The organism is Tissierella simiarum, assembly GCF_018917865.1.
In the GTDB taxonomy this organism is placed as follows: Bacteria; Bacillota; Clostridia; order Tissierellales; family Tissierellaceae; genus Tissierella_C; species Tissierella_C simiarum.
The window spans coordinates 12,911-26,976 of record NZ_JAHLPM010000005.1; the positions used below are offsets into that span (position 1 = coordinate 12,911).

The window sequence follows — 14,066 nt, forward strand, 5'->3', positions numbered from 1 at the left end:
TTTTTTTGGTTTTTTGACTTAGCCATTTTTTCCCTCCTTATATATGTAATATTCCTACATTTATAGTATTTCTAATTTTTACAATTTTAATCTTAAAATTGTTAGAAAACCTTAAATGTAGTAAACTATAGATAGAAAATACAAAGAGGTGGGTCTATGTTTTTACAATCCTATAGTGTAGCTGTAAAAGAAATTATGGATAAAGACATTTTTTTTTCTGATCATAAGGATGATATTCAAGAAGTTATGGATTATATATTTAAAAACAATAAAAAAGAAGTATTGGTTTTAAAGAATAAAGACCTAATAGGCATAGTTACTATTAAAGACCTGTATAAAATTTTAGGAAAAAATATTTCTAAACTTACAATTGAAGAGATAATGGCTAAAGAAATAATTAGCGTTACAATAGATGAAACTCTATATAGAGTAAGAAGTCTTATGATAGAAAATAAAATAGGAAGAATTCCAGTCTTCTCCAATAAAAAGTTAGTTGGAATTATTAGAGAAGAAAGCATGAGGGACTTTTTTTATAAAGGTGTAGATGAAGCTGAGGAGGCTATTCAACACATATTTGACAATATCCATGAGGCATTATGTGTATTAGACAACAAGGGAAGAGTTATTCTTTGGAATAAAAGGTCTGAGAGTTTATATGGAGTAAAAGAAGAAGAAATAAAGGGAAAATACTTAAAAGATCATTTTCCTAATGCTATAGATTTAAAAGTGTTTGATACAAAAGAAAGTGTAAAGAATTTATACCATTCACCAAAAGAGGGGTATCATGTAATTATAAGTGCTTCTCCTATTTTTATAAATGGAAAACTTCATGGTGTTGTTAGTACAGAAAAAGATATTAGTGAAATAGAAGAGCTACAAATAGAATTAAAAAAAGCTAAAGATAGGCTAGTAGAATTGCAAAAACAAATTAAGAATCAAGAAGAAGATCCCTTTGATAGAATAATTGGTCATAGCAAGAAAATTATCGGAAAAAAAGAGATTGCACGACAAATTGCAAAAACCAATGTTTCTGTTCTAATAACAGGGGAAAGTGGTACAGGCAAGGAGGAATTTGCAAAAGCAATTCATAAACATAGCGGAGTTACTGGAAATTTTGTTCCTGTAAATTGTAGTGCTATACCTAATGAATTATTTGAGAGTGAATTTTTTGGATATGAAAAGGGAGCTTTCACTGGTGCTAGGAAAGAAGGAAAGCTAGGATTTTTTGAACAAGCTAATGGTGGGACTTTATTCTTAGATGAAATTGGAGATATGCCTATTTCAATGCAAGCAAAACTACTAAGGGTTTTGCAGGATAAAAAAATAAAAAAGGTAGGCGGAGAAGCCTTTATTCCTGTTAACGTAAGAATAATATCTGCTACTAATAAGAATCTTTTAGAAATGGTAAAAGAAAATTCTTTTAGGGAAGAACTTTATTACAGAATAAATGTTATAGGCATAGAACTACCTTCTTTAAAAGAGCGAAAAGAAGATATAGTTTTATTTGTTGACCATTTCCTTAAAGAAATATGTACTGAAAATAAAAAGGTTATACCTAAAATTCATAGCGATGTAATGAATTTTTTAGTAGACTATCTCTGGAAGGGAAATATTAGAGAGTTGAAAAATGTAGTAGAATATATGGCAATTATGTGTAAAGGCGATATAATAACGAAAGAACTGATTCCTAAATATATGATAGAAGAAAGTTTAAATATTAAGCTGGAAACTCCTTCTCTGGATTTAAATCAAACTGTTGAGTTAATCGAGATAACTATGATAAAAAAAGCTTTAAAAGAAGCTGAAGGTAACAGGTTGGAAGCTTCACGACTTTTAAATATTCCAAGAACCACGCTCCATTCTAAAATGAAGAAATATAATTTATATGACTATTTATAGTCTTGAGACTATAAATAGTCATTTTGTATTTTATTGAGAAATAGAAAAGTTTTATTGTCAAAATAGATAAAAAAGTATATTTTCTATAGAAAATATTAATTATAAAAGAGTTTAATATGGAAATTATCTATAAATATTTAAATTGGAAATCAATGGGAAAGAGATGGGTGACTAAAATTAGTCAGAAAAGAAATTTAATAATGGTGCAGACTGTTAAAATACAGGTTGTTATTTTGGCATATAACTTGCATTTAAAATGTAGTGGAGGTGAAAACGTGGAAATCAAAATACCTTTAAGGCAGCATGTAGGAGGATTAAATACTCCTATTGTGGCTATAGGAGATAAAGTATATAGAGGACAGTTAATTGCTATTCCCAATGGACTAGGAGCCAATATCCATTCAAGCTTTAGTGGTAGAGTGAATAATATAGATGAAAACTATATTATTATAGAAGCAGATGAAGTTCAGCCGCCAGATTATATAAAAATTAAAGAATCTACAGATCACTTAGAGCTTATTAAAGAAGCAGGTATAGTTGGAGCAGGAGGAGCAGGTTTTCCAACTCATATTAAAATAAATACAAAGCTAGAAGATGGCTGTGTTATTATAAATGCTGCTGAATGTGAACCTATATTAAATCACAATATGATTAGAATTGAGAAAGACCCAGCTATAATAATTCGTGGACTTCGATATGTTATGAATATTACTGGAGCCAAAAAAGGATTTATTGCTATTAAACCCAAAAATACAAAACCTATGATTGAGTTAGCTAAAGAAATAAAAGAATTTGAAGACATGGAAATAAAATATCTTCCCGATGTTTATCCAGCTGGTGATGAAAGAGTAATTATTAGAGAAATATTAGGTATTAAACTTAAACCAGGTCAATTACCTTTAGAAGCTAAAGCGGTAGTATTAAATATCGAAACTATAAGAAATATTACTCTAGCTATTGAAGAAAGAAGACCAGTAATTACTAAAGATGTAACTGTGGGTGGAAGAATTAATTCTCAAGAGAAGGTGTTCCTAGATGTACCTATAGGTACTCCTGTTAAAACTTTAATTGATAAATGTAATGGATATGTAAAGCCTTATGGAGAAATAGTTTTAGGAGGCCCCTTTACTGGAAAACCAAGCGGAGAAGATTCACCTATAACTAAAACCTTAGGTGGAATATTGGTTACTATGCCTTTTCCCAATGATAATAGAAAGTTTGGAGTAATAGGATGTGAATGTGGGGCAGATATTACTAGACTAAAGGCTATAGTAGAAGGAATGGGTGGAAAAGTAGTAGGAGAAACTAATTGTAAAAGAATGGTTGAAGTTAATGGACGTTTTCGCTGTGAAGAACCGGGGGTGTGTCCTGGACAAGCAGAAAAAGTAATGTATCTAAAGAAAAATGGAGCAGAGGCTATTATAGTTGGTACCTGTGAACCTTGAACTGATACAGTGATGAATGTAGCTCCTAGGGTAGGACTACCAATGTATCATAGTACCGACCATACATTAAGAGCCTTTGGTCATAGATTATATAGAAAGAAGAAAGATTAGGAGGGGATAATGTGGCAATAACTCATGAAACTGCTATGGAACATAAAGGCTCATATGCTGTAACCTGTTGCAGGTTTGAAGAGGGCACTATAATTAGTCCATCTAATATTGAAGATCCAAATCTAATTCCAGATTTAGAGGACTCTGGATTAATTAGTATTCCAGAAAATTGTTTAAAAATAGGAGAAGTATTAGGGGCAAAACTGCTCAAAACTGTAGATGCTTTGACACCTTTAACTTCAGATTTAGTAGAAGGAATAAACAAAGAAGATGTAAAAGTTAAAGAAGAATCAGTTGAAGAATTAACTACAGTAGAAAAAAGTACAAAAAAATTAAATACAAATATATCTGCTTTGCCTTCTGTAGGAGGAAATATAAAAATTCATATAGGGGAAGGAAAGGATATAAATATTGAAATCCCTTTTCCTTTAATAGGTCAAGAAAGTAGTATTACTACACCTAATGAAGGATTCATTGAAGAAAAATCAGATGTTAAATATGAAAAAGAACCAGAAATATTAGAAAAAGAAATTCGACGTCTTACAAGAAAGCATTTTAAAATAGAGAAGGTTATTTTTGGTGAAGAAACTAAGATAGAGGGAACTACTCTTTATATTAGAGAAGATATATGTAAGGATGCTGTTGATTCTCAAAGTCTTGTAGTAGATCTGAAATTAGATATTATTACTCCAGATAAATATAATGAATATTCCAATACTATAATGGATGTTCAGCCTATAGCCGTTAAGGAAGAAGGAGAATTAGGTAATGGAATTACTAGGGTATTAGATGGAGTAATAATGATGGTTACAGGAACTGATGAGAAAGGTGTTCAAATAGGTGAATTTGGTTCATCGGAAGGTATCCTTGAAGAAAATATTATGTGGGGAAGACCTGGTTCACCAGATATGGGAGAAATTCTAATAAAGACAGATGTAACCATAAAAGAAGGAAAAAACATGGAAAGGCCTGGTCCTATGGCTGCCCATAAGGCTACAGATTTTATTACTCAAGAAATTAGGGAAGCTCTTAAAAAAGTAGATGAATCCTTGATAGTTAATAAAGATGATTTTATTCAAAAGAGAAAGTTTGGTAAGAAAAAAGTAGTTATAGTTAAAGAAATAATGGGACAGGGAGCTATGCATGATAACTACTTAATGCCTCAAGAGCCAGTAGGAGTAATTGGAGCCAAGGCAAATGTGGATTTAGGAAATGTTCCTGTTGTAGTGTCACCTTTACAAGTATTAGATGGTTGTATTCATGCTTTAACTTGTATAGGTCCTGCCTCAAAAGAGACTTCTAGACATTATTTTAGAGAACCTCTAGTTTTAGAAGCTATGAAAGATGAAGAAATAGACTTAGTTGCTGTAATATTTGTAGGGTCTCCGCAAGCTAATTCTGATAAATTTTATGTATCACAACTTCTTGGTATGACCATTGAAGCTATGGATATTGATGGAGCTATAGTGACTACTGAAGGTTTTGGAAACAATCACGTAGATTTTGCTAGTCATATAGAAGAAATAGGGAAAAGAGGAGTTTCCGTAGTAGGAATGACTTTTGCGGCTGTACAAGGTCAATTAGTTGTTGGAAATAAATATATGGATGCAATGATAGACTTAAATAAATCAAGACAAGGTATCGAGAATGAAATACTAAGCAACAATTGCCTATGTGAAGAGGACGCCATTAGAGCTTTACACTTATTAAAAGCTAAAATGTCAGGAGAAGCTATAAAAGCTGCTGAAAGAAAATATAATGTAGATGTTAAAAACAACAATATTAACCTTATAGAAAAAGAAACAAAAAGAGAAGTATCTTTAGTTCCAAATGAAACTTCCTTAAAAATGAGCAAAAAGCGAAGAGAACTTTATGAAAATAAGGGAGATGAAAAATAAGATATGGATAAGCTTAAATTTATCTCTTCTGAAAGATATTATGAAGGAATTATTATAGAAGTTACAGACGGAGGAGTAACCATAGATTTAAAGGGGAGAATGGGACAGCTTAAAGTTCCTAGAAGAATGGTGATCTGTAATAATGAACTAAAAGAGGGACAAGAAGTAGGCTTTTTGATGACTTATCCTGAGGTCATCAATGAAGAGATAAATGAAAAATATCTAAATTCAATAAATAAGGTTAAAGACGAAAAATAAAGAAGGAGGGATATTGTGAGTTTAACTGTTGTAAAAGGATTACAATCTGAAATATATGTACCTATAACTCCACCACCTGTTTGGACACCAGCAACTAAACCTTTAAATGAGATGGTTATTGCTATAGCTACTGCAGCAGGAGTCCATTTAAAATCAGATAAGAGATTTAATTTGGCTGGAGATACATCTTTTAGAACAATTCCAGGAGATATTCCTAGTAAAGAATTAATGGTTTCTCATGGTGGCTATGATAATTCTGATGTAAACAAAGATATTAACTGTATGTTTCCAATTGATAGATTAAGGGAATTAGTAGAAGAAGGTTTCATAAAAGCTGTGGCACCCCAACATATAGGTTTCATGGGTGGAGGTGGAGATGTTAAAGCTTTTATAGAAAGCACTGGACCAGAAATAGCTAGAATACTTAAAGAAGAGGGAGTAGATGGTGTAGTTATTACAGGCGGGTGAGGTACATGCCACCGCTCTGCAGTTCTAGTGCAGAGAGCGATTGAGGAAGCAGGTATACCTACTATAATTGTAGCTGCTTTACCTCCTGTAGTACGTCAAAATGGATCCCCTAGATGTACAGCTCCAATAGTACCAATGGGAGCTAATGTAGGGGAACCAAACAATATAGAAATGCAAAAAGGCATTCTAAAAGATACATTAAAGCAATTAATTGAAATAGATATGCCAGGTAAAATAATTCCACTACCTTATGAATACCATGCTAAAATTTAAAAAGGGGGATTTAAATGTTTAAAATAGACAGGTTAGAATATGTAGATACTCATACTATGGGTGAACCTACAAGAATCATAGTAGATGGAATACCCCCGATACTAGGAAACTCTATGGCAGAGAAGAAGGAATATTTAGAAGATAATTTTGATTATATTAGAAGAATGGCTATGGATGAGCCTAGGGGACATAGAGATATGTTTGGAGCTATAATAACAGATCCAATACATGAAGAAGCTCATATAGGTGTTATTTTTATGGATGGTGGCGGTTATCTTAATATGTGTGGTCACGGTACTATGGGAGTAGCCACTTTTCTTGTGGAAAGAGAATATGTTAAAGTAACAGAGCCTTATACACATTTAGTTTTAGATGCTCCAGCAGGTCTTATAGGAGTTAAAGTAAGAGTAGAGAAGGGAAAAGTTTTAGAAGTCTCTCTAACAAATGTACCATCCTTCGTATATAAAAGAGATGTTGAAGTCTATTTACCTGAAATAGGGAAGGTTTCTGTAGATATTTCTTTTGGTGGAAGTTTTTTTGCTTTGGTAAAAGCAGAAGATTTAGGGCTGAAAGTATCTTTAGAATATATAGAAGATATAATGAAATTGGGAGTACAACTTAGAGATGAAATAAATAAAGAAGTTGTAGTAACTCATCCAAACAATCCTCACATTAACAAGGTAGATTTAGTGGAAATTTATGATGAACCTACAAATTCAGATGCAGATTTGAAAAATGTTGTAGTCTTTGGTAGAAAACAATTTGATAGATCTCCTTGTGGTACAGGAACTAGCGCAAAGTTGGCAGCTTTATATGAAAAAGGACAGTTAGGACTAGAGGAAACTTTTGTATATGAAAGTATAACAGGAACTAAATTTAAAGGTAAAGTAGTAGAAGAAACAAAAATTGGGGAATATAATGGAATAATTCCTGAGGTAACAGGAAGAGCATTTATTACTAGCTATGGATACTTAGTGTATGATGAAGAAGATCCTTTTAAATACGGATTTATACTAAATAAATAGGGAGAGGCTATACTCTCCCTTCTTCTAATTCCAATAAAAATCTAGATGGGCTTACGATTTTATTTCCTACTTTATTCATACTAACTAAACTTAAGTGATATTTTGCTCTAGTCATACCTACATAAAAAAGTCTTCTTTCTTCTTCGAGTAGATCAAACTTTCCTTTTTCAAAAGCTTCAATACTTCCAATAGTGGGAAAATCACCGTCAATTAAATCAATCATATAAACTCTATCAAACTCTAGTCCTTTTGCAGAATGGACAGTAGATAAAGTAATAGAGCTCTTATTGTTTTTGGAATTTAAGCATAGATGCTGTAAATATTTTAATCTGCCTAAAAAGTCATTTAGATTTTCACTCCTATTAGCAATAAGCTTTAAATAATATAGGATAGTTTTTAAAGAATCATAAGTATATCCAAATCTCATAGAATTTTCTTTTAAGTATTTTTCATATTCTAAATCATATTCAATATAATTAATAGCTTCTCCAGGACTCATTTTAGAAAGTTTTTTAAAATCTAGTTTTAATTCTCTTAGAATTCTTTTATAAAACTCAGATAATCCAGGGAAATCTAATATTCTATCAAAAACACAAAGGCTATAGTTCAAGGTTTTAGCATAGTTAATTTGTTTTTTTGAAATATACCCTTTCTTTTTGTAATAGATATTTTCATAAATATTCATATTGCTAGTATCTTGAGCAAAGATCATGAAATTTATAATATCTTGTACTAACCAATGATTAAAAAATCTAACCTTGACATCTCTCATGTAAAAAGGAATTTTATTTCTTTCAAATAATTCAATAATTCCAATAGCGGATAAATTATTCCTAAATAATATACAAGAATTGGAGGAATCTCTGTTTTTTATTTCCTCTAATAAATATTTGTATTGATCTGCTATAGTGTCGACTTTAATAATATTTATAGGTTCAATATATTTATTTTCTGTAGAAATATTTTTATTGTAACGAAGAGCATTTTTTTTAATAAATCTATTGCAGACAGATACTATATTTCTAGAGGATCTATAATTTTGTTCCATAAGGAAAAGTTTCCCGTTAGAATAGTTTTTGTTGAAATCAAACAATCCCTTGGGATAGGCTCCTCTAAAACCGTAGATAGACTGATCATCATCAGCTACAATAAATAAGTTGTTCTTAGGATAAGCTAAAAGCTTAATTATTTCCATTTGTGCTTTTGAAGTATCTTGACCTTCATCCACTTGGATATAGTCAAATTTAGATCGATATTTTTCTAATAAATATTCATCTTTCATGAGAATTTCTAAAGCAACAGTTAGCATATCATCAAAATCGAGTAAGCTATTATCTCTCTTATATTCTTCATAAGTATTGTAAATTATCTTGAAATTATCTATATCTACTTTATTGTTTTTTAAAAATTCATCTACAGAAATTAGCATGTTTTTTATATATCCTATAGAATTTAATAATGTTTCTAATTTTTCTTCTGTAATATATTCTTTATTTATATCTAAATAAATTTTTTTAATTAAATTATACTTGTTAAGATGATGTTTATCATCTTCAATTAGAGTATATTTAATTCTCTTTATATAAGCATATTCTCTTATTAAGCTAAAGCAAAAACTATGTATAGTTGAAAAATTTATAGGGAAAGAAGAAATTTCTTCAAAATTTTTGCTAAATCTTTCTTTCATATCTTTTGCAGATGCTCTACTAAAAGTAATAGAAAGTATTCTCGCTGGGTTAACTTTGTATTTTAATATAAGATTAATGGTCTTAATAGATAAGATTTTAGTATTTTCAGATGGATAATCTATATATTTTTTCATAACTATTATATCCTGTTCAGTAATGTTGTCTGGAGTAATATTAGTTTTATATACTGGCCCGAATTTTGTTAAATAGTATAATCTATTTAATAGTACTGTAGTTTTTCCAGAACCTGGACAAGATATGGTAAGAGCAGGACCATTGCCATGTAATAATACAGACTTCTGTTGTTGGTTTAAATGTTTAAATTCCTTCTCGATTATTCTGTCTCTTAATATACAAAATTCTTTTTCTAATTTACTATTTTTCATTCAAAAACATCACCTTCCCTCTTATCGATTATATTAGATACAATTAATTTTATCAAATAAATAGAGATATCTTAAATCCCTTATTTTATTTATAATATGAAATATATTGTTATAAAAATAAAGGCATATTAGAGTAAAGTAGTAATGTAATGTTGAAAAATATCTAGTATAATAATCATGTATTAATAATAAGTTACCAGAAATATTTATACCATAGAATATTAGAGATTGGAGTGTTTAATTTGAAAAAGATGATTTTAGCTTTAGTTTTGATTTTATCTTTAGTTATGACATCATGTAGCCCTAAAGTTTCTGAAACAAATGAAACTTTTAAATCTGAAGTAAAAATTGATAGATATCCAAAAGCACCAAACTTGGATAAAGGTAAGATTGATGCTTTACCTTCATATAATAAGAATTCAGAATCTGGATGGCAGGTAGATTTAAGAGGTTGTGATTTATCAGATTTAGATGTAAGGGATAGAATGGAGGATTTACTACGTGCAGATTTTGATACGAGAACTATATGGACAAAAAAACTTCCCAAAGGGTATGATCCTGATAAAATAATGAAGTTTGGAAAGAAACCTGGTTTGAAAATAGAGAAGTTACATAAAAAAGGAATAACTGGCGAAGGTATAGGCATAGCAATTATAGATATGCCACTCTTAGTTGATCATATAGAGTATAAAGACAACCTTAAGCTATATGAAGAAATAAACTGGCCATATGATGAGGCAGAGTTACATGGTCCTGCAGTTGCTTCTATTGCTGTTGGAAAGACTGTAGGCGTTGCACCAGGAGCTGATTTATATTATATTGCAGCACCTAGTGGAGATGATAAAGATAGCGGATTTCAATATAATTTTAAATGGATGGCTCAAGCTATAGATAGAATCTTAGAGATAAATAAATCTTTACCAGAAGATAGAAAAATAAGGGTTATTTCAATGTCTATAGGATGGTTAAAAGAGAATGAAGGATATGAAGAGATTACATCATCTGTAGAAGAGGCAAAGAAACAAGGAATATTTGTAGTATCTACTGTATTAGATGAGACTTATGGATATTCATTTCACGGATTAGGAAGAGATCCTTTAAAAAACCCAGATGAGTTTTCTTCATATGAGCCAGGATCATGGTGGATTGATAATTTTTATGGTATGCCTGATAACTATTTACTAGTTCCAATGGATTCGAGAACAATGGCAAGGCAGACTGGCAAAGAAGATTACGGATTTTACAGACAAGGAGGATTAAGTTGGGCTGTTCCTTATATAGCAGGATTATATGCTTTATGTTGTCAAGTTGAACCAGATATTACACCAGATGTTTTCTGGGAGAAAGCTTTAGAAACAGGGGAAACTATTACTTTTGAGAAAGGGGATAATAAATATGAATTGGGAAAAATAGCGTCTCCTTTAGAATTAATACGAAGTTTACAGTCTGGAAATTAAGATAAAAGTAGTAGAATACTTGAAAACAAAGGTTAGAAATTAGACCTTTGTTTTTTATTACACTGATTATATTTTACTATAAAAATATTTTTAAGAGGAGTTGACAAAGACAATGCCATAGTTTATACTGAATATACCGTACTAGTACAAATAGTACACGAGGTACACGGGGGTGAAAATATGTTTAATATAGATATTTCCAGCAGCACACCTATTTATCAGCAAATAATAGATAGTGTAAAAGAAGGTATACTAAAGGGATTAATGGAGCCAGGAGAAAAATTACCTTCAGTGAGAGAGCTAGCTAAAATGATGACTCTAAATCCAAATACGATCCAAAAAGCTTATCAAGAGTTAGAAAGAGAAAAAGTAATTGTAACTTTAAGGGGAAAGGGAACTTATATTTCAGCCGATTATAAGCCAAGAAAGGATGAAAGTAAAATAATGGAAGTGAAGGATCTATTTAAAAAGGGCATAGTGGAAGCTCACTATATGGGATTTAAAAAGGAAGATATATATGGAATCATTGAAGAATTGATAAAAGAATTAGAGGGGGTGGAATCCAATGATAAAGGTAACTAATTTAGAGAAATCTTTAGGTGGAAGTAAGATATTAAATAACATAAATTTAAATATAGAAAAAGGATCAATTTATGGATTAATTGGGCCTAATGGAGCTGGAAAAACTACTTTGATTAAAACCTTAGTAGGTATTTATGAACCTGAAGCAGGAAAAGTGATGATTAATGGCGAGAGCATAAAGGAGAATACTAAAATTAAATCAAGGATTGGTTATGTTTCTGATTTTCAATATTTCTATCCTAATTTTACTGTTTCAGAAATGGCTTGGTTCTATAGAAATACTTATCCAATGTGGAATGAAGAAAAATACAATAGTTTAAAAAATATATTTAAACTCCCTAATAAAAAAATAAAAAGACTATCTAAGGGTATGAAAACTCAACTTTCTTTACTTTTAAACCTTTCAATTAGTCCAGAAGTACTTATATTAGATGAACCTACTTCAGGACTAGATCCAGTCATTAGAAGAAAGGTGCTTAATTTAATAGTTGACGAGGTTAGTATAAACAACACAACGGTTTTAACGTCTACTCATAACTTATTAGAATTAGAGCAAATATGTGATCATATAGGGATTATGTATAATGGAGAGATACTGTTAGAAGAAAATATTGATGAAATCAAATCTAAAGTAAGAAAAATTCAAGTAGTATTCAATGGCACAATACCAGAAGAAATAAAAAATCATAAGGATGTGCTTCATATAGATTATAAAGGCAAAGTATATCAATTTGTAGTTAATGATAACTTAGATGAGTTTATCGAGGAAACTAAAAAATATAATCCAATATTATTAGAAATGATAGATATGTCTTTAGAAGAAATTTTTATTTACAAAATGGGAGGTGTAGGATATGCATTTGAAGATATTACCCTTTAGAAATATCTTAATAAAAAAGGATTTTAAAATAATTAGTTGGATATGTCTATTTATTGTTTTTTCTATATTTATGACAATGACTTTAGGTATAATAAGAGAATATCGAAACTATAAATATATGGTTAATTATTTTGAGGAAGCATCTAAAGAATATAACAAAGAGGATCTGATTAAACAATCAAGAGGAAGTGTAACAGGATATTTGAAACATATGGGGCGGGGCAGCAGTCTGGCTCAAATGATAATTATACCTTTAGTGTTAAGTATATTATTATTTAGTGAAGAAAAAAGAAATAGAACTTTTGAAGCTTTATCTTCTATGCCTTTTACAAAATATGAAATATTTTTTAATAAATTAGTTCTATGTTTTATAACAATAGTTATAGCAAATTTAATCAATATAATATTTCTTTTCATAGTTAAGGGAATTAATAAAGAACTTGGAATGCTTTATTCAATGAAAGATATAATTTTTTGGAGTATAAGGTATGTGTATATAGTTTTAGCTTTTTTAAGTTTTTTTACATTACTTAGTACCATAACTGGAACAACAGCTTCTTTTGTGGTTATAAGCATAATATTTCTTGTTTTTCCTATAAGTTTTCCTTTGTTACTAAAGTTAAATCTAGGCATATGGGGAGTAAATAGTTCTATCTTAATGGAAATTGAGAAAATAGGTTTTAGATATAATATGTTTAGTATTTTTGATGTAAATAGATTAACTTTGTCTATATTTATTCCATTGACTATAGTTTTCTTTATAATATCAATAATATTGTTTTATAAAAACAAGACAGAAAGAAGTGGCGAAACCCTAGAGTTTGAAAAATTAGAAGAATTCTTTACCGTTGGTGTTACAATATGTACCAGCCTTCTATTTGGACTTCTATCATCAGACTTTAGTATAGGATTTGGCATAGATAAGTTTTATCTAGCAATTGGATATATTGTTGGAGGAGTATTAGGGTATCTTGCAGCTTATTTTAGTATAAAACTCAATAGAGTTAAAGGATAGTGGAGATTTTCTCCACTATTTTTTAATAAGCTTAGGAAAATATAGATATTATCCTTTACATAAGGGTAATAATAATTTACAATATAACATTATAAAGTAGACATAAAGGTGGTATTAGAATGAGAAAAGGACTTAAATGGTTTGATGACAAATTAATTAGCTTAATCAATGATAAAATGAAAAATAGATTTCTTGACTTATTTATGTATAGGATAACAGATTTAGGCGGAGCTATATTTTCTACTTTATTTCTGATTTCTTTGGTATTTTTTGGAAGTAAGAGGATGAAACTTATTGGATTAGAAGGATTAACTATATTAAGTATTAGTCAGATAATAGTTCATACTTTAAAAAAACTTTTGAGTCGAGAGCGACCTTATAAAATTTTAGAAAACTTAAATACATTTGGAATAAACATGAAAGACTATTCCTTTCCCTCTGGCCATACAACAGCCAGTTTTTCTATAGCCACAACCATAGCATTAAATATGCCTAAATTATCTATAGTAGCATTGTTTTTAGCTATGATAATTGGCATATCTAGAATATATCTAGCAGTTCACTATCCTACAGATGTAGCAGCAGGTATTATCTTAGGCGTTAGTACAGCTATAATAGTTCATTTATATTTATTAAACTATATTGAAAGGATAGCTGAAATAATAGGTCTTAATTAATAGA

The 14,066-nt window shown here is 30.0% G+C and carries 13 protein-coding genes; 12 read left to right on the forward strand and 1 reads right to left on the reverse strand.

The window, feature by feature from the left end; all coding sequences use genetic code 11:
* Window positions 1-156 precede the first annotated feature (156 nt).
* The 7 genes from prdR to KQI42_RS07230 all read left to right on the forward strand — a co-directional run bounded on the left by prdR (window position 157) and on the right by KQI42_RS07230 (window position 7,377).
* Window positions 157-1,899, forward strand: coding sequence for a sigma-54 dependent transcriptional regulator PrdR (gene prdR, locus KQI42_RS07200; protein WP_216518269.1), 1,743 nt, complete (start codon window positions 157-159; stop codon window positions 1,897-1,899).
* 275 nt (window positions 1,900-2,174) lie between these two features.
* Window positions 2,175-3,455 carry a proline reductase-associated electron transfer protein PrdC gene (prdC, locus tag KQI42_RS07205; protein WP_343231666.1) on the forward strand — a complete coding sequence of 427 codons (1,281 nt, stop codon included), beginning with the start codon at window positions 2,175-2,177 and terminating at the stop codon, window positions 3,453-3,455.
* Window positions 3,456-3,466: 11 nt separating this feature from the next.
* Window positions 3,467-5,353: a D-proline reductase (dithiol) proprotein PrdA gene (gene prdA, locus KQI42_RS07210; RefSeq protein ID WP_216518274.1), complete on the forward strand. Its 1,887-nt coding sequence runs from the start codon at window positions 3,467-3,469 to the stop codon at window positions 5,351-5,353.
* Window positions 5,354-5,356: 3 nt separating this feature from the next.
* Entirely contained in the window at window positions 5,357-5,611 is a 255-nt protein-coding gene (locus KQI42_RS07215; protein WP_216518277.1) for a CBO2463/CBO2479 domain-containing protein, read from the forward strand.
* 15 nt (window positions 5,612-5,626) lie between these two features.
* The gene (locus tag KQI42_RS21945; protein ID WP_216518279.1) at window positions 5,627-6,079 is read left to right on the forward strand and encodes a glycine/sarcosine/betaine reductase selenoprotein B family protein; all 453 of its coding nucleotides are present in this window, start codon (window positions 5,627-5,629) and stop codon (window positions 6,077-6,079) included.
* A 27-nt stretch (window positions 6,080-6,106) separates the two neighbouring features.
* Complete coding sequence (locus tag KQI42_RS21950) at window positions 6,107-6,352, forward strand: hypothetical protein (protein WP_216518281.1); 246 nt, start codon at window positions 6,107-6,109, stop codon at window positions 6,350-6,352.
* A 14-nt stretch (window positions 6,353-6,366) separates the two neighbouring features.
* Window positions 6,367-7,377, forward strand: a complete 1,011-nt coding sequence (locus KQI42_RS07230; protein ID WP_216518283.1) for a proline racemase family protein — start codon at window positions 6,367-6,369, stop codon at window positions 7,375-7,377.
* A gap of 7 nt (window positions 7,378-7,384) precedes the next feature.
* Here the strand turns inward: KQI42_RS07230 and KQI42_RS07235 are convergent, their stop codons facing one another.
* Window positions 7,385-9,451: an ATP-dependent helicase gene (locus tag KQI42_RS07235; protein WP_216518286.1), complete on the reverse strand. Its 2,067-nt coding sequence runs from the start codon at window positions 9,449-9,451 to the stop codon at window positions 7,385-7,387.
* Window positions 9,452-9,702: 251 nt separating this feature from the next.
* On the opposite strand from KQI42_RS07235, the gene KQI42_RS07240 reads away from it, so the two are divergent.
* The 5 genes from KQI42_RS07240 (at window position 9,703) to KQI42_RS07260 (ending at window position 14,062) form a co-directional block, all read left to right on the forward strand.
* Window positions 9,703-10,908 (forward strand): S8/S53 family peptidase, encoded by a 1,206-nt coding sequence (locus tag KQI42_RS07240; protein WP_246566252.1) that lies wholly within the window; start codon window positions 9,703-9,705, stop codon window positions 10,906-10,908.
* A gap of 180 nt (window positions 10,909-11,088) precedes the next feature.
* Window positions 11,089-11,490 (forward strand): GntR family transcriptional regulator, encoded by a 402-nt coding sequence (locus KQI42_RS07245; RefSeq protein ID WP_216518290.1) that lies wholly within the window; start codon window positions 11,089-11,091, stop codon window positions 11,488-11,490.
* The gene (locus tag KQI42_RS07250; protein ID WP_216518293.1) at window positions 11,474-12,370 is read left to right on the forward strand and encodes an ABC transporter ATP-binding protein; all 897 of its coding nucleotides are present in this window, start codon (window positions 11,474-11,476) and stop codon (window positions 12,368-12,370) included. The genes KQI42_RS07245 and KQI42_RS07250 overlap by 17 nt, the downstream gene beginning before the upstream one ends.
* Window positions 12,345-13,385: an ABC transporter permease subunit gene (locus KQI42_RS07255; RefSeq protein WP_216518295.1), complete on the forward strand. Its 1,041-nt coding sequence runs from the start codon at window positions 12,345-12,347 to the stop codon at window positions 13,383-13,385. Before KQI42_RS07250 ends, KQI42_RS07255 begins: the two co-directional genes overlap by 26 nt.
* Before the next feature lie 119 nt (window positions 13,386-13,504).
* Entirely contained in the window at window positions 13,505-14,062 is a 558-nt protein-coding gene (locus tag KQI42_RS07260) for a phosphatase PAP2 family protein (protein ID WP_216518297.1), read from the forward strand.
* Window positions 14,063-14,066 lie beyond the last annotated feature (4 nt).

Excerpts from the sequence above, each read along its gene's own strand:
- prdR (WP_216518269.1), top strand. The coding sequence starts at position 157 with ATGTTTTTACAATCCTATAGTGTAGCTGTAAAAGAAATTATGGATAAA.
- KQI42_RS07215 (WP_216518277.1), top strand. The coding sequence starts at position 5,357 with ATGGATAAGCTTAAATTTATCTCTTCTGAAAGATATTATGAAGGAATT.
- KQI42_RS07230 (WP_216518283.1), top strand. The coding sequence starts at position 6,367 with ATGTTTAAAATAGACAGGTTAGAATATGTAGATACTCATACTATGGGT.
- KQI42_RS07235 (WP_216518286.1), bottom strand. The coding sequence starts at position 9,451 with ATGAAAAATAGTAAATTAGAAAAAGAATTTTGTATATTAAGAGACAGA.
- KQI42_RS07240 (WP_246566252.1), top strand. The coding sequence starts at position 9,703 with ATGATTTTAGCTTTAGTTTTGATTTTATCTTTAGTTATGACATCATGT.
- KQI42_RS07245 (WP_216518290.1), top strand. The coding sequence starts at position 11,089 with ATGTTTAATATAGATATTTCCAGCAGCACACCTATTTATCAGCAAATA.
- KQI42_RS07250 (WP_216518293.1), top strand. The coding sequence starts at position 11,474 with ATGATAAAGGTAACTAATTTAGAGAAATCTTTAGGTGGAAGTAAGATA.
- KQI42_RS07255 (WP_216518295.1), top strand. The coding sequence starts at position 12,345 with ATGCATTTGAAGATATTACCCTTTAGAAATATCTTAATAAAAAAGGAT.
- KQI42_RS07260 (WP_216518297.1), top strand. The coding sequence starts at position 13,505 with ATGAGAAAAGGACTTAAATGGTTTGATGACAAATTAATTAGCTTAATC.